At 40.7% G+C, this 18151-nt stretch carries 17 protein-coding genes; 5 read left to right on the forward strand and 12 right to left on the reverse strand.

Going from position 1 to position 18151, the window contains the following annotated elements:
- Positions 1-122: 122 nt before the first annotated feature.
- The 5 genes from HMPREF2086_RS03095 to HMPREF2086_RS03115 form a co-directional block, all read right to left on the reverse strand.
- A complete protein-coding gene (locus HMPREF2086_RS03095; RefSeq protein ID WP_023927317.1) occupies positions 123-1496 on the reverse strand; it encodes an N-acetylmuramoyl-L-alanine amidase in 1374 nt (457 codons plus the stop codon).
- A 4-nt stretch (positions 1497-1500) separates the two neighbouring features.
- The gene (locus HMPREF2086_RS03100; RefSeq protein WP_023927318.1) at positions 1501-2592 is read right to left on the reverse strand and encodes a nitronate monooxygenase; all 1092 of its coding nucleotides are present in this window, start codon (positions 2590-2592) and stop codon (positions 1501-1503) included.
- 28 nt (positions 2593-2620) lie between these two features.
- Entirely contained in the window at positions 2621-3865 is a 1245-nt protein-coding gene (tyrS, locus tag HMPREF2086_RS03105) for a tyrosine--tRNA ligase (protein WP_034560846.1), read from the reverse strand.
- Between the two features lie 136 nt (positions 3866-4001).
- The gene (locus HMPREF2086_RS03110) at positions 4002-6149 is read right to left on the reverse strand and encodes a RelA/SpoT family protein (RefSeq protein ID WP_023927320.1); all 2148 of its coding nucleotides are present in this window, start codon (positions 6147-6149) and stop codon (positions 4002-4004) included.
- 239 nt (positions 6150-6388) lie between these two features.
- Positions 6389-6631: a DNA-directed RNA polymerase subunit omega gene (locus tag HMPREF2086_RS03115; protein ID WP_023927321.1), complete on the reverse strand. Its 243-nt coding sequence runs from the start codon at positions 6629-6631 to the stop codon at positions 6389-6391.
- Between the two features lie 184 nt (positions 6632-6815).
- Here HMPREF2086_RS03115 and HMPREF2086_RS03120 point away from each other — a divergent pair, with 184 nt between their 5' ends.
- Together HMPREF2086_RS03120 and HMPREF2086_RS03125 are read left to right on the forward strand one after the other, a co-directional pair.
- Positions 6816-8456 carry a CCA tRNA nucleotidyltransferase gene (locus tag HMPREF2086_RS03120; protein WP_023927322.1) on the forward strand — a complete coding sequence of 547 codons (1641 nt, stop codon included), beginning with the start codon at positions 6816-6818 and terminating at the stop codon, positions 8454-8456.
- Positions 8450-9382, forward strand: coding sequence for a ribonuclease HII (locus tag HMPREF2086_RS03125; protein ID WP_023927323.1), 933 nt, complete (start codon positions 8450-8452; stop codon positions 9380-9382). Before HMPREF2086_RS03120 ends, HMPREF2086_RS03125 begins: the two co-directional genes overlap by 7 nt.
- Positions 9383-9498: 116 nt before the next feature.
- On the opposite strand, the gene HMPREF2086_RS03130 is transcribed toward HMPREF2086_RS03125, so the two are convergent.
- Both HMPREF2086_RS03130 and HMPREF2086_RS12055 read right to left on the reverse strand, forming a co-directional pair.
- Complete coding sequence (locus HMPREF2086_RS03130; RefSeq protein WP_023927324.1) at positions 9499-10095, reverse strand: hypothetical protein; 597 nt, start codon at positions 10093-10095, stop codon at positions 9499-9501.
- A 1-nt stretch (position 10096) separates the two neighbouring features.
- Positions 10097-11821 (reverse strand): hypothetical protein, encoded by a 1725-nt coding sequence (locus HMPREF2086_RS12055; RefSeq protein WP_023927325.1) that lies wholly within the window; start codon positions 11819-11821, stop codon positions 10097-10099.
- 363 nt (positions 11822-12184) lie between these two features.
- Here HMPREF2086_RS12055 and HMPREF2086_RS03145 point away from each other — a divergent pair, with 363 nt between their 5' ends.
- The 3 genes from HMPREF2086_RS03145 (at position 12185) to HMPREF2086_RS03150 (ending at position 14387) form a co-directional block, all read left to right on the forward strand.
- Positions 12185-13297 carry a Cj0069 family protein gene (locus HMPREF2086_RS03145; RefSeq protein ID WP_023927326.1) on the forward strand — a complete coding sequence of 371 codons (1113 nt, stop codon included), beginning with the start codon at positions 12185-12187 and terminating at the stop codon, positions 13295-13297.
- Positions 13298-13669: 372 nt separating this feature from the next.
- Positions 13670-13885 carry a hypothetical protein gene (locus HMPREF2086_RS11435; protein ID WP_023927327.1) on the forward strand — a complete coding sequence of 72 codons (216 nt, stop codon included), beginning with the start codon at positions 13670-13672 and terminating at the stop codon, positions 13883-13885.
- Positions 13833-14387 carry an outer membrane beta-barrel protein gene (locus HMPREF2086_RS03150; RefSeq protein ID WP_023927328.1) on the forward strand — a complete coding sequence of 185 codons (555 nt, stop codon included), beginning with the start codon at positions 13833-13835 and terminating at the stop codon, positions 14385-14387. Before HMPREF2086_RS11435 ends, HMPREF2086_RS03150 begins: the two co-directional genes overlap by 53 nt.
- A gap of 100 nt (positions 14388-14487) precedes the next feature.
- Here HMPREF2086_RS03150 and cas6 read toward each other — a convergent pair whose 3' ends face one another.
- The 5 genes from cas6 to HMPREF2086_RS11440 form a co-directional block, all read right to left on the reverse strand.
- Entirely contained in the window at positions 14488-15336 is an 849-nt protein-coding gene (cas6, locus tag HMPREF2086_RS03155) for a CRISPR system precrRNA processing endoribonuclease RAMP protein Cas6 (protein WP_023927329.1), read from the reverse strand.
- Positions 15337-15413: 77 nt separating this feature from the next.
- Positions 15414-15800, reverse strand: a complete 387-nt coding sequence (gene csx20 / locus HMPREF2086_RS03160; RefSeq protein ID WP_023927330.1) for a CRISPR-associated protein Csx20 — start codon at positions 15798-15800, stop codon at positions 15414-15416.
- An 11-nt stretch (positions 15801-15811) separates the two neighbouring features.
- Positions 15812-17092, reverse strand: a complete 1281-nt coding sequence (locus HMPREF2086_RS03165) for a CRISPR-associated DxTHG motif protein (RefSeq protein WP_023927331.1) — start codon at positions 17090-17092, stop codon at positions 15812-15814.
- Positions 17093-17635: 543 nt separating this feature from the next.
- Entirely contained in the window at positions 17636-17848 is a 213-nt protein-coding gene (locus HMPREF2086_RS03170) for a hypothetical protein (protein WP_034560294.1), read from the reverse strand.
- The coding region (locus HMPREF2086_RS11440; protein WP_187367098.1) for a hypothetical protein at positions 17830-18151 on the reverse strand (322 nt) is incomplete at its 5' end. The genes HMPREF2086_RS11440 and HMPREF2086_RS03170, both read right to left, overlap by 19 nt.

An 18151-nucleotide genomic window follows, 5' to 3' on the forward strand; every position in this document is an offset into this window, starting at 1 on the left:
GCCCTCTAAAATCCGCGTTATAAAAATCTAAACCGCAAAAACTACTTGAAAATCTGCTTAATGTAAAAATCTACTTGATAAAATCCACCTGCAAATGATACAAACAAGCAAAAACTACAAAATCATTCTTTGAAATTTTTTGCTACAAAACTATCTATGCCATCTGCGATGCCCAAACTTAGCACCCTTTGATATGTGTCCTCATTTAGTCTTTGGGCTTCTAGCGGGTGAGAATTATACCCTATTTCTACCAACACAGATGGCATTAAAGCACCTACTAACACCCAAAATGGTCCCTCGCGCACTCCGTTATCCACAATCGTGCTTGGCGGATAGTTTGCTTGCAGATTTTGTATAAGCCCTGTTTGTATGTCGATAGCAAATCGATTGGAAGAAACTATGCGATGAGATTCTAGTCTATCTAAGAAGTTTTGTTTGCTATAAAAATTCATTATCTCAATATCGGCTTGGTTTTCCTTTGCTGCGACACTTCTAGCATCTTCGGTGCGAGCAGCGGAGAGGAAGTATGTCTCTATGCCTCGTGGGGATTTTTTGCCCACAGGGACAGAATTTGCGTGGATAGAGATAAACAAATCCGCTTTTTTGGCATTGGCAAATTTGGTGCGCTCGGGCAACTCTATGAAAATGTCCCTATCGCGCGTGAGGTAGCTCTCATAGCCTCTTTTTTTTAGTTCATTGTGCACTTTTAGGGCGACTTTTAGGACGATATGCTTTTCGCATACTTTTGTAACGCCAAAAGCCCCGCAGTCTTTGCCCCCGTGCCCTGCATCAATAACTACTTTTAGCCCTTTTCTACTACTTGGTGTGGCAAGGGTGGTTGATACAATCGTGCGAGGTGGTGGGGTTTTGGGTGTGGATTTTGGTGTGGTTTTTGTGTTTTTTTGTTTTTGTGCTGATTTTTTGGAATCTTTTTTTGCAGAATCATTTTTTTGCACTTCTTTTTTTTGAGTTTTTGGATTTTGAGTAGGTTTGCTTTGAGTTTGTTTGGCGGGTTGTTTTGGAGGCTGTTTGGCTTGGCTGGTTTGAGCAGGCTGGGCTTGGGGAGGTTTGCTTTGGGCTTTAGGTTCTGTTTTTGGCTCTGTTTTTTGTTGCGTGGTGGATTGAGTGGTGCTAGATGGGATTTTATCCACAAAGGATAGATAGAGATTTTTTTGCATTGGCTTTAGTTGGTATTCCATACCATTGCCATTTGTGATGACTATGCGCGTGATTTCGGGGGTGTTTTGGGCGATTGTTACTTGGGCATTGCGCGGAAAAAAATACACCTTTCTACCAATGTCAAGAACTGCTTTTATGTCTATGTAGAAAGAGTTTTGATTGAGTTTGATAGGGGTTAGGCTAAGAGAATCTATGTCGTTTGAAAAAACGACTTTTAAGCTACTAGCACCAAAAGGGACAGCATTTGTGATTCGTAGATTTTGCGCTGCAAGCGGATAGGCAAGAAATATGGCTAGGGCTAGCAAAATCCGCCTCATAGCTCTAGCCTTTTGTGAGTTCTTCTATTAGTTCTTTGACTGAGATGATTTTGTCGATTTTGTAGCCGTTTGCACCTGTGAAGTAAAGCCCCTCTTTTGTGTTGCCTAGATGGGCTTTACCTAGAGAATCCGCTATGCAATACCCCACCTTTTTTGCTTCTACGCCTCTGTGGCAGGGGGCTACGCAGTTGCTTACGCACTTGACTTTTGGGGCATTGCCCTCTTTTAGTCGCTCTATTACGCCGATTTTTATCGCCCTTGCGGGGTAGCCCACAGGGGATTTGACAAGCTCTATGTCCTCTTTTTTGACAAAGGGCATTATCTCTTGGTAGGCTTTGGCATCGCACTCAAATGTGCCCAAAAATCGTGTTGCCATTTGCACGCCACTTGCACCAAGTGCCAAAAACTTGTCAATATCTTTTCTATCCCAAATCCCGCCCGCTGCGATGATAGGGATATTTCCCCATTTTTTTGTCTCCTCAACTATGGGGGGGAGAATCGCCTCTAGCTGACATTCAGGTTTGAAGCAATCCTCGTATTTAAATCCTTGATGCCCTCCGCTTAGCGGTCCCTCTACGATAAAGGCATCGGGTATTTTTTTGTATCGCTCTTCCCACCTCTTGCAGATGATTTTTATCGCTTTGACAGAGGATACGATAGGCACAAGGGCGACTTCGGGGAAGTTTTTGGTAAATTCGGGCATATTTGTCGGCAATCCCGCACCTGTAACGATGATATTTGCTCCCGCTTCGCACGCATCTCGCACCACTCTACCATAGTCGTTGATTGCGTGCAGGATATTTGCGCCTAGTGGTTTATTTCCACAGATTTTGCGAGCGTTTTTAAATATTTCATTTAGCGCAACTTTTGAGTAAAAATTTAGCGTTTCAAATGGCTTATTTAGCACGAGTTTTTCGACAAACTTCATTTGATGATAATACCCCGTGCCAACGGCGGAAATAATTCCAAGTGCGCCCTCTTTTGAGACATTGCCCGCTAGATTGTCCCAGCTAATGCCAACACCCATTCCACCCTGAAATATAGGGAATGTTATGGTGTGTTTGCCGATTTGTAAAGGCTTTAGTTGGGATTTCATAATCTTAGCAGTCCTTTATTTGTTGTGATTATTGGATTATTGCTTTTAAGAATCGGCGTTTGCCTACTTGGATAATATGCTCGCCTTTGCCTAGTTTTAGGTTTTCATCTTGGATTTTTTCTTTGTTGATTTTTAGAGCTCCAGCTTTTATCTCGCGCCTTGCTTGGCTACTAGAGGGACATAGCCCGCTTTTTGAGAGAATCTCACACACCCAAATCCCACTTTCGCTAGAATTAGCAAAATCATCTATTTTGAAAGTAGATTCTGTAATGTCGCTAGGGATTTCTTTTTGGCTAAATACACTATCAAACGCCTGCTTTGCTTCATTTGCCAAATCTAGGCTATGAAATCTGCTTGTAATCTCTAAAGCAAGCATTTCTTTTGCTACCTTTGGGTGAAGCGTGCCTTTTGTTACTTGCTGCTTTATCTCCTCTATTTGTTGATTGCTCTTTAGGCTTAGCAATTCATAATACTTCCAAGATAACTCATCAGAGATACTCATAATTTTAGCATACATTGTGTTAGGATTTTCTGTAACTCCAATATAATTGCCTAGAGATTTGCTCATTTTTTGCACGCCATCTAGTCCCTCAAGCAGTGGGAGAGTAAGCACGGATTGTTCTTTTGGTAGCCCATAAGCTCGCTGCAAAGCCCGTCCTACAAGTAAATTAAACTTCTGGTCATTCCCCCCTAGCTCTATGTCTGCGCTCAAAGCCACAGAATCATACCCCTGAAGCAATGGATAAATAAACTCAATAATGCTAATTGGCAAATTTTGCTTATATCGCTTAGTGAAATCATCTCGCTCTAGCATTCTAGCTACTGAAAAATTTGCCGTGAGGTTTACAAGCCCGCCTATGCCTAGCGCGTTTATCCACTCGGAGTTAAAGCATACTTGAGTGTATGCGGGGTCTAAAATCTTAAAAACTTGATTCTCATAAGTTTTGGCATTTTGCAAGACTTCTTCTTTGCTTAGTTGCTTTCTTGTCTGTGTTTTGCCACTTGGGTCGCCGATAGTCGCGGTAAAGTCCCCGATTAGAAATTTCACATTTCCGCCGTATTTTTGGAAAGTGGCGAGTTTGTTTAGTAGCACTGTGTGTCCTAAGTGCAAATCTGGTGCAGTGGGGTCAAAGCCAGCCTTTACTACAAACCTCGCTTCTTTTGCTTGCTTGCTAGATTGCGCGTTTTTTTTGCTTTGGAAATATTTTTCTATAAGAAAGGCGATATATTCTTCCCCGATAAATTCGCTAATCCCGCGCTTTATTTCTGCCATAGCTTCTAGTGTCTCTTTAGATAGTGCTTGTTTTGTATGCTTTAGCGCGCAATCTATCTGCTTAGAATCTAGGTTTTTAGATTTTGGCATTTTTTTCCTTTCTTAGCTTGACTTTACTTGGCTTTCTTGGCTTATCTTAGCTTTTGTAGGCGTCTTTGAAATTGCTAAATTCAATAATACTAAATTTTGTGCTAAGTATGTCTTTAATTTTTTTGTAATTTTTATCTTCGGTGTCAAAAATCACTTCGCAGTATGATGCTGTTTGGGAATTATACCCGCTATAATTTATACTTAGCACATTGCAGCCCTGCTTTGCGAGGGTGTTTATAAAGGTGGAGAGCATACCTTGCTTATCCTCTAGGGATACGATGACTTTATAGGCGTGTTTATTTATCTGTGCCCATTTGGTTTGCACCATTGTCTGTCCCTCTTTGATGATGTCTTTTAGCTTGTCGCATAGCTTGTGATGAACTATGACTTTTTGGCTTGTTAGCACGCCCATTATGGAGTCGCCGTATTTTGGACGACAGCAGTAGTCAAATCCCACGCCATTTATAGTGTGGTTGCTACAAAAGATGAAGTTATCTAGCTCAATGTGCTTTGGCTTTAGCATATTAAAGCGGATTTTGACAAATGGATTTGAGCCGATAGCAAAGCTACTTTTGATTTTCTCACACATTTTTAGCAGGTATGCTTCATCATTCACACACCGCACCAAATCCCTATCAAGCCCCCTTATGCTAAGGTATCGTCCAAATATCGTAGGGTCTTTGCTAAAAATGGTGGCTAAAATATTTATCGCAGCTTTTTTTTCGACTTCTTTTATGCGATTTTGGGCTTGGATTTTGAGCTGATTTTTGGCGCGAGAGGTTTTGACAGCATCTATCCAAGTGCATTTTGGATTTTCTTGTGGGTCGCTTAGGATACGCACTATGTCGCCACTTTTTAGCCTCTGCAAAAGAGAGGATTCTTGGTTGTTTATGTAGGCAGTTTTTGCGTGGTCGCCTAGCTTTGTGTGGATAAGGTAGGCATAATCTAGTGCCACTGCACCTAAAGGCAAGCTAAATGTATCGCCATCGGGTGAAAATACGACAATATCCTCTCTATACAAGTCATTTTTTGCTAGTTCATAAAACTCCTCAATATCGTTGTTTTGGTATTGGAGATTTTGTAGCCACTCTAGGCTTGGCGAGATAGAGCCATCGCTTTTGTATTTCCAATGAGCCGCTACGCCAAACTCGGCATTTTTGTGCATATCAAAGGTGCGGATTTGCACTTCAAACACTCGTGATTTGTCAAAGACGGTGGTGTGAATGGTTTGGTAAGCGTTTTCTTTTGGCAAGGCTATGTAGTCTTTGAAGCGTGAGATTATGGGCTTAAACTCGCTGTGGACAATCCCTAGCACCTTGTAGCAATCAAGCACATTTCCTACAAGCACGCGCATAGCTAGCAAGTCCAAAATCTCATCAATCCCTATGCCCTTTCGCTGCATTTTTAGATACATTGAGTATGGACGCTTTATGCGGTATTCTAGCTTGAAGCTAGATTCTGTGAAGCCGTTTTGCAAAAGCAGGGCTTGGATAGTTTGTGAGAAGTCATTTAGCTGCAAAGTAAGGGGTTGGTTATTGTCTTTTAGGAAATCTTGGATTTTGGCGTATTCTTGGGGGAAAATGTAAAAAAAGCTTTTATCTTCTAGTTCATTTTTTATGCTTGAGATTCCAAGCCTATGTGCGATTGGCGCGTATACGACAAGCGTTTCTTTTGCGATTCGCAAGCGTTTTTCCTCGCTTAGACTATCCAAAGTCAGCATATTGTGAAGTCTATCGCTGATTTTTATCACAAGCACGCGTGGGTCATTTACCGCAGCGATTAGCATTTTGCGAAAGGTTAGCGCACTTATGGCAAGTCTTTGATTTGCACTTTTTGCCCCTAGCTCTTCTTCGCGGATTTCATCGATTTTGGTAAGCCCATCGACAAGCAGTGCCACAGCTTCGCCAAAGTCTTTTTTTACATTGTCCAAATTTATCTCTGTGTCTTCTACTACATCGTGAAGCAGTGCAGCGCAAACCATTGCTTCATCGCCACCATAAAACGCCGTCAAGCACGCCACACAAAGCGGATGCACGATGTAGGGCTCGCCACTTTTGCGAAACTGCCCCTCGTGATTTTCTTGTGCGCATACTATGGCACGCGAAATATTTGGGGTAATCTCACAAAGGCTAGATAAAAACGCCTTTGCATCTGCAAAGGTTCTTAGTTGTTGGACTTGGGTAAAGATTTCCAAAATGGATTCCTTCAAAGAAAAACTACTACAAAAGGCGGTATTCAAGGCTTATAAAATCTAGGCAAAGAATTTTAGAATCTACACTTCTTGGGGATTTTATTTCAAAATCTCTGCAAGGCTTCTTGCGTAGATTTTGCTTTGTGAATGCTTTTTAGGCTTAGTGAATTTTAGTGTGGATTTTGGCTAGCTTGGCACAAGTGCAAAAATCACAAAAGCCACTACCAAAACCTAAAAACCTCTTAAAATAGATTTTCGCTTGGGTTGTCTATGCGCTCTAGTGATAGCTTGCCCTCTGCGATTTCGCGCAGGGCAATGTCGGTTAGTTTTTCGATTCTAGGGTTTGCTTCTACTAGGATTTCAGCACCATTATTTAGCTGCTTTACGCGCTTAAAAATCATATTGGATAGAATGTAGCGGTCGTTATTTACGCGCTCTAGTGCGGCTGCTGTGATTTCCTCGCTTCTTTTGGCATTGTGTCTCATTTGTGTCCTTTGATAGAGTAGATTTTGTAGCGTTGTTAGCTTGCTTTTAAAACCGCTTATTATACAATAGTTTCTTTATAGTTTCCTTGATAATTTGATAATTCCTTAAAGAGAATCGCTTTATAATTGCAAAATTTGTTTGGTTTAGTCTGCAATGTAGATTTTATCTTTAAGGATTTTGGAAGTGGAGCAAATAGCTAGCAAATATATCAGTAGCGAGATTTTAGCTGTGCTAGAGAAGCTAGAATCAAATGGCTTTAGTGCGTTTATCGTGGGAGGGTGCGTGCGTGATATGCTACTAGGAATCCCACCAAAAGATTTTGACATAGCCACAGATGCTTTGCCTAGCGAGGTGGTGGATATATTTGATAAAGCTGGGCATAAATGCCTAGAAATAGGCAAAAAATACGGCACAATCTCTGTGTCAAAAACTCCCATAAAAACCAATGATAGCGCGAAAAATGACAGCCCAAAAACCCAAAAAAGCCCAAAAAATATGCAAAGCATAGAAAAATCTCAAAAAAGAAGCGAAGCCATAAAAGCCACAAACGATGAAGCTATGAGTGATTTTGTAGAGATTACGACATTTCGCAAAGACAGCGCATACATAGATGGGCGACACCCTCAACGCGTGGAGTTTGGCAAGAGCATTTGTGAGGATTTATCACGCAGGGATTTTACTATCAATGCCCTTGCATTAGCACCGCACAAACCACAAAAGATAAGTGATAAGAGTGGCGATAAGGGGGGGCAAAATAGCGGACAAATCATTGATATTTATGGAGGGGTAGAGGATTTGAAGCGTAAGCGCGTAGCTTGTGTGGGAAATCCAAGTGAGCGTTTTAGCGAGGATTATTTGCGGATTTTGCGAGCTTTGCGCTTTAGCTCTGTGCTTGGATTTGCCATAGAGCCTAAGACAAAAAGAGCGATAAAGAAGCAAATCCAAAAGCTAGATTATCTGCCAAAAGAGCGGATAAATGCAGAATTTAGCAAGCTACTTTTGGGGGACTTTGCTTGCGAGGTGCTAAGTGAGTATAGCGAGGTGCTAGGCGTGATATTTGGGGAATCTACTATGAGGAGTTGTAGGGAATCTTTGGGGTTTAGCTTGGATTTTGACTTGGAGGGGCTTGCGACACTTGGCACACTTCCACCACAATTACCCCTGCTAGCCCCACTAAAAAACGCGCCAAAAGATTTGGTTACGCGCTTAAGCGTGCTGTGCTATGGGCTTTTTGCAAAGGATTTTGGCAAAGATTTTGCCACAAAATCTAGCGAGACAAACTCCACCCTAAAAAACGCGCTAAAAAATCTACGATATAGCAATGAAATCACTAGCCAAGTGTGCTTTTTGGTGAGCTTTGCAAATGTGGCACTAGCCAAAATCTATGAGGCAGGGCAATGCCAAAAGTCGCTAAAAATCGCGCTAAAACTCCTAGCCAAAGAGTGCGCTCCAAACGCACTCATCGCAGAGCAAAAAATGCTAGCGTTATTTGAGTTTTTAGACATCATTTGTGATTCTAAGCCCAAAATCGCGCAAGCAAAATCTAGCTTTTGCCAAGTGCTTTACCACAAAGAATGCTTTTGTCTTTCTCATCTCGCCATAAAGGGCGATGAGGTAAAATCCATACTCCAAAAAATCAAGCAAAAACATAGCCTAGATAGTCTATCAAGCAAGCGTGTCGGCGAGGTTTTGGACTTTTTGCTACGCGCTGTGATAGAGGAGCAAATCCCAAATACCAAATCTGCACTAAAATCTGCTAGCGAAAAATATCTGCACGACTTGGCACAATCTGTAAGTAAAACTTGCAAGGAGGAGAAATGCTAATATGTGGAATCGATGAAGCGGGTAGGGGGTGCTTGGCAGGCTCGCTATTTGTCGCGGGCGTGGTGTGCGATGAAGAAGTGCTAAGCCAAAATCTATCTAAAGACTTACAAAAAATGGGCATAAAAGATAGCAAAAAGCTAAGCAAACACAAGCGATACGAGCTAAAATCTAGGCTAGATGAGATTTTGCATTTATCCCACTTCGTAGTAGAAAAAACCGCAGAGGAAATCGACACAAAGGGCTTAAGCGTATGCCTAAAAGAAGCACTAGAAGCGATAATGCAAGCGGTGGTAAGCGCGGCAAAAAGCGAAGTGATAAAAAAGCCAAACGATAAAAATGAGGAGCTAGGCAAATCTAGCGGAGGCGATTTGCTAGATTTGCCGCAGGAGGATTTGATAAGATTTTATTTTGATGGCAATAGCACATTTGGCGCAAGCGTGCCAAGTATAGAATCTACTACAAAAATATCCCTAGAGTGCATAGTCAAAGGCGATGCGCTAGTGCCTCTCATCTCGTGTGCATCGATATATGCCAAATGTGCCAAAGACACTCAAAGCACACAGCTAGATAAAATCTATCCGCAATATGACTTAGCCACAAACGCAGGATATGGCACAAAAGCACATATAGAATCTATCGCTAGATACGGGCTTTCGCCCATTCATCGCGCTAGCTTTTGTGGGAAATTTTTGGATTCTAGTCGTTCTTTGGATTCTACGCTCTTTGGGGAATGTGGGGAATCTAGCGATTTTGTGAAATCTAGCGTGCAAAAATCTAGCGAAGCAAAAACTAGAGAGGCAAAATCTAGCAAGCTACAATCTAATAGAACAGATTCTAGCAACGCAAAATCTAGCAAGCCAAAATCTACAAAAAGAACCACAAAAGCAACAAAAAATCAGCCTAGTTTGTTTAGTGGCTTGCTTTAGTGCAAAATCTACTTGCAAACTATTTCAAAAGACAAAAATACTTATGCTCAAACTTGCCACAGATAGAGCAATAGCAACCAATGCAAATAAACCCATAGATTCGTGGCAAATCGCAACTACATTGCAAATTTAACCGCTATAAATGCTCCCAAACCCACAGCCACAAAAACAACGACAGCTATTATCCAGCCCATTTTACTTGCCTTGCCTTTTGTTTGTTTTAGATTTTGTATTAGTAGTCTAGCTTGTTGTTCGCTATTTTGGCTTAATCTTTTAATGCGTCCGTCATTATCCTTAAAACCTTTTTTGACGCACATTTGCATTTCGCTTATCATTGCAGAGCTTAATTTAGCAGATAATAAACTTAGGCTTATACTTGTTTGTAGCAATTTTGCCATTTCGATATTATGCTCATCTTGCAATATACTTTTTTCTGTGAGTAGGTTCATTCTCTTATCATTTTTGCTTTCGCCAAGTAAGCCTAATGAAAATCTATTTTTCAAATCCGACTTTGCATTTTTTGCCTCCGAGCTTAAATCTTGCATTTCCTCTTGCAAATCTGTTAGCTTTTCAAAATGCTGACAAATCGCATTTGCTGCTTGTTTTGCTATCTCTCTTATCTCAGCTGTGCTTTGTGGCAACGAATCTGAATCTATATAGCTAAACGCCTCTATGCCACGACTTTTTATATCTTGCACTACAATATCACTCATTTTAAACTCCTTTTGTTAGATTTTCTAATTCTTTTAACGATGATTCCCACGAATCTAGCTCTTTATCGGTTTCTTGTCCATTTGTGACTATCGCTAGTTTTGTCTCTGCAATAGAGTATCCAAAGCTATTTGCCTCTTTTGCAATATAATCAAAGCCGTCTTTAAAGGCGAACCAAGTTTGCATAATCGTTAGATTTACCACTTCACCAGACTTTGTCATCATTTGGATTTGCAATCCTGCTATCTTTTTATCATTCGCCCACTTATCCATATAGTAAATCGCAATCGTGCTTAGCACCGCGCCCAAAGCTGCACTTATGCAAAGCCCCAGCGCATCGCCAATAGTTTCGTCTAAAAACGGCAGTGGAATCCCCAAAATCGCATTTAGACCGGGAATCGCATAAAGCCACTTTGTGATATATTCGCCCGATAGCATAGTTACCGCGCTAATCAGCCCTGCCACAAAGATTTTGGAGGCTTCAAATAGTCGCTCATTTTCAGGCGTATTTTTGTCAAATAGCTTTTTAACCGCCTGATATAGCGAGGCAAATCCAGCACGAATGATTCGCACGATTCGCTTCATAGTCGTAAAGACGATATTTATCGCAAACACCACGAGATTGCCAAAAAATGCCACGATTCCCGCTTCAAATGAACCTGCGATTATGTCTTTCCACCTTGCGCGTAGATTATCCCAAATTTGCTTTAGTCGCTTGGCAAATCGCTTAAAAATATCCCCCAAACTCTCATTGCCAAATTCTTTGAAAAGCGTTTTTAGCTCATCACTCATACCTATGATAAATTCTTTTAGAATCTCGCCGATAGCGAAGTGAATCGCCATTTTGCCCGCATCGATTCCACCTGTGATAAGTGCCTCTTTGTAGGGCTTTGGGCTTGTGTAGTAGGTTTTATCGGCTTTTTTATCGATATTTTTTTTGCTTTTGGCGTAATTCTCTCTTAGCTTATCATCATCAATAGATTCAAGTTTTGCTTTGCGCTCTTTTTCTCTATCTGTCAAATCTCTTGTCTTTGAGATTTTATCTAGCTCATCTAAACTACGCTTTTTATGTGCTATAAATTCATCGGCAGTCATCGCCTTTTTGGAGCGATTTAGCGTTGAATCGGTAAGAGTTAGATTATCCCGAGTGTTTGCCAAGTCTGCACCATCTACTTCCGCCAAAACTCGCGCCCTATCATCGTGTATCGTTTTTGCTGAAACTATATGGTCTAAATCTGTGCTATCATTTAGTCTAATCCTTTCGCCTGTCATATAATCTATGCTTTGGCCTTGCTTTTTTAGCTCGCTTTGCTCTTTATTTATGGCTATGTAGTTTTTATCCGTGTGATAATGCCCTGAATCATACTCGCCACGATTTTCATATCGCTGTTTTTCTGTCTCACTTGCATAGATTCCTTTCCTCACATTATGCGTAGTATTGACATTTCCGCCGTCTTTGCTATTTAGCACCACCGCTGCAAGTCCAAAGTGCCCCACCACCGCGTCAATAGCGTTTTTTTGGCACTGCTCAAAAAGTGAGTTCATTTGCTCTTTTGGTAGCTGGGATTGCAAAGATTGCATTTCTTTTAGCGCATTTTCTAGCTCGCTATCAATCTCAATACGCAAAGATTGCTCTTTTGTGAGCGTTTGGACTTCTACTTCTAGCTCACTAGCCATACTCTCATAATCCTTACGCATAAAATCACTGCGTGTCATTTGCATTGCCATTTCCTACTCCTTTTGTGCTTGAATAACTACAATCTAAGATAAACAAAATGCTAGCCCCCCCCCCCTCAATGAATAGTAAATACAGCACTATAATTTGGCAAAATCTAGTAATTTGCAAAAAACCACTTGCAAAATTTAGCTACAAAATCTACACTACCAAACTAACACGAGCCACAAAACACCTTTTATCGCAATATTCATATTTTTTCGCTAAAATCTTGCCTAGATTGCAAAGGCATAATCATTTAAGTTGTGATTTTGCTAAAAATTTTGCAAATCAAGTCTAAAGTGTGAGCGACACTTAAAAACGCGAGTGTGGCGACACCAAACGCAAAATCCAAAACTCTTAACTAAGGAGATAAAATGAAAAAAAGCATTGTATTTTTTGAAGCAAAGGGCGGTAGCGATAAAGGACCTGATGGGTATCGCAAGGACACTATGCCTATGGTGAATGCGCTTAAGGCGAAAGGCTGGAATGCGGAGGTAATCTTTTTTACCGATGATATTTTGCGCAATGAATCCGAGCGTAACAAGATTTATGAGGAAGCAAAGGCGAAGTTTGATGGCTATGTTTCTCGCGTAAATCCGGGCAACCTAAAAGAGGAAAAACTCTATTTTGATGTGCTACGAAAGCTCTGTGATGCGGGATTGGTGGGTATGCCTCACCCTGATGCGATGATAGGCTATGGCGCAAAAGACGCGCTTACAAAATTGCGAAACACCGAGCTTGTGCCTACTGACACGCTTGCATACTACGAGCCAAACGAAGCGGCGCGAATCGGTGTGAAATGGGAAGCAGGCGGCGAGCACGACTTTAAGAAAAATTTCCCAAAAACTTTGGCAAAGGGTGAGCGCGTGCTTAAGCAAAATCGTGGCTCAACAGGCGAGGGAATCTGGCGTGTGAGGCTAGAGGACGCGAGTGCATACAACAAGGTGGATTCACTTCCACTTGATACCAAAATCATCTGCACAGAGGCAAAGGACAACCACAGCGAAAACCGACAACTTGGCGAGTTTATGGACTTTTGTGAAGTGTATTTGAAAGGCGATAACGGAATGCTTGTGGATATGACATTTTTGCCACGCATAAAAGAGGGCGAAATCAGAATCCTAATGCTATATAAAACACCTGTGTATGTCGTGCATAAAAAGCCAGCTGAAGGTGGCGATGCGTTTTCCGCGACACTCTTTAGCGGGGCGAAATATCGCTACGATGAGCCAAAAGATTGGCAGAGCCTTATTGATTGGTTTTTGGCGCAGTTGCCAGAAATCCGCTCCAAACTTGGCAACTATGACTTGCCTCTGATTTGGACAGCGGACTTTATCCTAGATACGGATAAAAACGGCGCGGATAAATATGTGCTAGGCGAGATAAACTGCTCTTGTGTGGGATTCACAAGCCCAGCAGAATTTATGGAAAAAATCGCGCTTATGGTGGGCGATAATATCGTAGAAATCGTAAGTGAGAAAAAATAAGCTCGAGAAAAATAAGCGTAAAAAAAAAATAGGCACGGAAATGGCAGGAGTTGGCAGGGTAGCAAAAGCATAAACCCAAAATATAAGCCTAGAATGCAGGCTAGGGTATAGTCGCAATAAAGGCGTGGGGATTGATAGGAGGGGGGAGTTCTCACAGGCTAGATTCCCTATCACACTATATTTCTTTCACGCTAGATTTTGTTTCTTTTTGGTTTTTAGATTTTGGTTTTTTTGGCATTTGTAGCGGGTGGCATTTGCATTTGATAAGTGATTTATACACTTGATAAGCGACTAAACAAGCCAAATAACTTAACAAGCAAAAATCAACCAAAAATCAAAAAGAAATAAAAAAAACAAAAAAAGGAAAATCAAATGAGAAATGCAACACACACAGCAAAAATAGTTTCCGCATTAGCAGGGTTGTCTATAAGTGCAAGTTTGGTATTGGCCGAGCAAAGTGGTGCTTTTGTAGGTGTAGAGGTAGGATACGGAGAAGCACAATATCAAGTGAAAAATATCGCCGAAGTTGAAAGAAATGGCAAAGGTAAAAAGCGATGGTGTTTATTATGGACTTGTAGCGGGGTATAAGCACTTTTTTACTCCATATCTTGGCTTGCGCTCTTATGTGAATTTTGATGTTTTGCACACAAAGTTTAGCGAGCAGGGAAGCTCTATGAGGGCAAATCTTTTCACTTATGGTGTGAATGTGGATTTTCTAGGGAATTTTCTTAGCACTTCGGTGGTTGATTTTGGTGGATTTGTCGGGCTGTGGCTTGGGGGCAACACTTGGCAAGGTAAAGATATAGATGCCCAAATAGATTCAGGTAAGCAACTTGCAGATATGGTCAGGGCACTGCCAAATGCTAGCATAAAAACACATTTTGGTAAAAGTGCTTTTGATGTCGCTATCAATCTAGGACTACGCACAAACATCGCAAAATATCACGGCATAGAGCTAGCCGCGAAAGTCCCATTTCTATCAACTGAAATAGTAAACCTACAAGCCTCTGTAGAGCAAGAAAGTCTTGGGTTGCAAGCAACACTAAAGCATACTTGGAATTTTACTGCGAGATATGCTTTTAGCTTTTAGGCTTCGCGGCTAGGTTTGTTTTGCAAGTCAAAATCTAATCCACTCAAGCCACTGCAATGGGGCTTGTAAAATTTGCAAACTTTGCGACTTAAGCCCCAAATCAATCCTCACAAATCGTGATTTTGCCTAGTCCAAATGAGCATTGCTTGCCTATGCCGACTAGCTCGCCTATCTTTAGTAGTTCATAGCTGTCTTTGTCCAAATCATCTATGACAATCTCGCCTATGAGTCCGCCTAGATTCATCGCCGTTTTTTGAGCGCAGCTTTTGCGATATAGCTCGATATAGCGCAGATTTTTGGCAGTGATTGCGCCACTAAAAGGGGGGCATTTATCCCGCTCTTTGCCCAAAATAGCGAGTTTGCGCTGATAGATAGAGCGAAATATATCGCCAACTTCCAAGCTAGAATCACGCACAAAGACATTATTTTTCTTTATGCGAAGTGGTGTGATTAGCTTGATTTTCACGCGTGTAGCAAAATCGTTTGTGTCAAATCTCTCCCCAAACTCAAGTGGCATTTTGATATTGCTACTATCTTTGCCACCGAAGCAAAACTCATCATTTACAAATATAAAAATCTCTTTGAAGCGCAAAGTTTTGTCGCTAGATTTTAGCCCGATTTCACATAGCATTTTGTGCAGGGCAGCCAAAATCACAGGGGCGTTTTCTACTTCCTTGCCAAAGAGGAAAATCCCAAAATCATAGCGAGGCATTCCTAGCTCAAAGTCAAAGCGGAAATTGTGATAGACATTTTTGCATTCATAAAAGCCAAAAAACACGCAGGATTTGGCAAACTCACAGCCATTGCATTGCGCAGTGTCTTTTATGCAGACTATGCTTTTTAGTGCGTGTCCCAAAGCCCCGCGAACTGATGAGCCGATGAAAAATGGTGGCTTGAAGCTATCACGCGCTAGCACAGAGATTTTGCAAAATTCAAGTGTGTTAGTCATTTGCGATTCCAATGGCTTTTTATCATTTGTAGTTTTTACTCAAACATTTGCGTGATTTTGGGTTTGTCTAGTCGCATTTAGTCAAATTCTCTAAATTCCCTAAACCGCTCGTGGATAAATGATTTTTTGATGACTTTTATGCCATTTTCGATTGCTTCTAGCGAGATTCGCTTCGTGGTGGCGTAAATGGGCGTTATGCCCAAATTTAGTGCGAATCGCACAAGCGCGTAAGTCGCTCCAAAGTCTCCTTGGATAAGTAGATAGTCGCCTTTTTTGGCATTTGATTTTAGCGATAGTGCAAACTCGCTTAAAAATTCGCTTATATTTTCTAGCTCTGGCGGGATATTACTCCATTTTTCATTTGTGATATTTACAAAATTTTCTATGCCAAATCGCTTTTTTGCTTCGCTTTTTTGTGCGTCTGTGAGGGCGTGATTTAGCAAGATAAAAAGCGTTTTTGGCATTAGAGATTCTTTTATTTATTTAGTTTTCTTAAGCCATCTTGTAGCTTGCCTTCGGCGGTTGGTTTTGTGGCTAGGGTTTGCTTATGTGGATTTTGGCTTATGATTTGCTCTAAATTTGATAGCACTTTTTTTAGCTCACCTCCAATCATCTTGGTATCATATTTTTTGTCTTTGCTAATGTGTGCCAAATCATTTCTAAAAGTTTTTATTTGTCCTATTAGGTTTTTCCACGATTCAAACTTTGCTTGATTGTTTTGTCTATAAGTTTGAATCTCTGTGAAATCTGCAAAAACATTTTTGCCATTTTTGGTGTCATTTGGTTTTATATCTGTCAAAACATAAAACCTAACAGCATTTGTTAGCTCATATTCGCTAAATCCGCGCTTACAAATGAGATTTTGCCCACTCAAATCATCAATGATATAAAGTGCAATAGCTTCATAAATGTAAGTCGCAACTATGAGATAGTAGCCTTTTTCGTGCATAATTTTTGCTATTTTATAGTGTTTTTGATAGTCTTTTTGTGTGTTTTTTATATCCACAAAATCACTTAAAATTTTTTCTACTTTATCTAAAATATTTTCCAATCCCCTAAATTCCGCATTATTTTTTGCTTTTTGCAATTCATCACTTGTTTTGTCAAGGTTTGCAAATATGTGATTGAAATCATTTGCGTGCAAAGACTTTGAAAACTCACTAAGTGAGATTATAAATGGCTCTTTTAGCTCCATATCTGGCACACTTAAAGTCTGCACGAATGTTTGCAAACTAAGTGCTATAAGGCTGATTTGCGAGTATTTTTCTAAGCTGATATATTGATATTTTTTGCCTTGCTCTATCTCTTTGGCAAAAAGCAAAGTTATGGATTTTTTGGTATTGATTTGCCCCAAAGTGCTTGCAAAACTAGCAATAATAGGCTGATGACGAAATCCGTGCGTAATGTCTAAAATGATATTATTTTCTTTTGCGGATTTTATGGATTCTAAGATTTGGTGGAAAATGTCCTCAATGTCGCTTGATTCAACGGGTGGATATTTATCAAAAATCGCTTTGCATTGCGGGAGATTTGCAAAAATGTTTTGCTGAAATGCTATCGAATCGCTTGTGCCCATAAGCGTGTAAGTCGCACTCTCTCCGAAACTCTCTATCAAACAATGCGTAGAGTTAATAAACTCACCACTTAAAAGTTCGCTGATTTTTAAGTCGCTATCTTTACTGTAAGTGCTTTTTGTAAGACTACCCTCCCTATTTTTCCCCGCTAGTCCCAAAATCGCAATAATGTGATAGCTCATCTTTGCACCTCCAAAATCTAGCTAAAATCTACAAACCTCAAATCCACTTCCAAACCTGCAAAAATATTTGCAAAGCACAGCTTATAAAGTGTGGCGCAAGCCAAATTGCTCAAATACACGCAAATGCGCTTCAAGTATGTGCCAAAATCAAGCTGTGATTATAGCAGAAATAGCGTGGCGCGTGATTTAGATTTGGGCGATTTGCTTTGATTTTGTTGTGTTTTATATGTATTGAGGTTTTTGCCACTCTTGTATTTTTGGGATACTTAGTGTCTTAGTGAGATTATTTGTCATAGTATAGTGAGGTATCTCAAAGTATTTTATCATTTGTCATACTGCAATCCCTTGTCATACTGAGGTTTCGCAAGAAACCGAAGTATCCAAAAGATTTTATTTTATTCACATTTTTTTTGAATATTTTGCTTCGCTCAATATGGCAAAAGATAGTTTTTATATGACAGAAAAATTATTTTTCATACCATTGCAAATACCCCTCCCTAAATCCCTCGGCTACGGGGAGGGACTTTTCTTTGTTAAGCCCCTCTACAAATGATAAAATTGTGGTGGCTTGGGTTTTATTTTTGTGAAGCCTCTTTTCTTGGCGCGAGGTGGTTTGCCTTTTTGAGCCCCCTCCCTTTGCAGAGTGGGTTTGGGGATTGGTATCTTTTGTGGGCTTAGCGTAGCAAAATCGTGATAGCCCACCATATCGTCATTGAGATAATCGCAAAGCGCAGTTTTTAGTAATCTATGCTCCAAAGATTCCCCCTCCCTTTGCGGAGGGGGATAAAGGGGGTGGGTGGATTTCCGTCATTGTGAGAGAATCCGTGAGGATTCTCGTGGCAATCTATTACACCGTCATTGCTAAGCAGTAGTGAAGCCACAAAGAAGCAATCCACGCTTTTATTCGTCATTGCGAGACTTGACGAAGTCAAATCGTGGCAATCTATGTTTTTTTTATGGATTACTAAAGAAACTGCGCTTCGCTTGTTTTGCCACACTCGCTTAGCTCGCTCGTAATGACGATTGGCGTGTGGATTGCTAAAGAAACTGCGCTTCGCT

Source organism: Helicobacter macacae MIT 99-5501, assembly GCF_000507845.1.
In the GTDB taxonomy this organism is placed as follows: Bacteria; Campylobacterota; Campylobacteria; order Campylobacterales; family Helicobacteraceae; genus Helicobacter_B; species Helicobacter_B macacae.

Coding starts and splice junctions, on each gene's coding strand:
- HMPREF2086_RS03095 (WP_023927317.1), bottom strand. CDS start 1,496: ATGAGGCGGATTTTGCTAGCCCTAGCCATATTTCTTGCCTATCCGCTT.
- HMPREF2086_RS03100 (WP_023927318.1), bottom strand. CDS start 2,592: ATGAAATCCCAACTAAAGCCTTTACAAATCGGCAAACACACCATAACA.
- tyrS (WP_034560846.1), bottom strand. CDS start 3,865: ATGGCAGAAATAAAGCGCGGGATTAGCGAATTTATCGGGGAAGAATAT.
- HMPREF2086_RS03115 (WP_023927321.1), bottom strand. CDS start 6,631: ATGAGACACAATGCCAAAAGAAGCGAGGAAATCACAGCAGCCGCACTA.
- HMPREF2086_RS03125 (WP_023927323.1), top strand. CDS start 8,450: ATGCTAATATGTGGAATCGATGAAGCGGGTAGGGGGTGCTTGGCAGGC.
- HMPREF2086_RS03130 (WP_023927324.1), bottom strand. CDS start 10,095: ATGAGTGATATTGTAGTGCAAGATATAAAAAGTCGTGGCATAGAGGCG.
- HMPREF2086_RS12055 (WP_023927325.1), bottom strand. CDS start 11,821: ATGGCAATGCAAATGACACGCAGTGATTTTATGCGTAAGGATTATGAG.
- HMPREF2086_RS03145 (WP_023927326.1), top strand. CDS start 12,185: ATGAAAAAAAGCATTGTATTTTTTGAAGCAAAGGGCGGTAGCGATAAA.
- HMPREF2086_RS11435 (WP_023927327.1), top strand. CDS start 13,670: ATGAGAAATGCAACACACACAGCAAAAATAGTTTCCGCATTAGCAGGG.
- HMPREF2086_RS03150 (WP_023927328.1), top strand. CDS start 13,833: ATGGCAAAGGTAAAAAGCGATGGTGTTTATTATGGACTTGTAGCGGGG.
- cas6 (WP_023927329.1), bottom strand. CDS start 15,336: ATGACTAACACACTTGAATTTTGCAAAATCTCTGTGCTAGCGCGTGAT.
- csx20 (WP_023927330.1), bottom strand. CDS start 15,800: ATGCCAAAAACGCTTTTTATCTTGCTAAATCACGCCCTCACAGACGCA.
- HMPREF2086_RS03165 (WP_023927331.1), bottom strand. CDS start 17,092: ATGAGCTATCACATTATTGCGATTTTGGGACTAGCGGGGAAAAATAGG.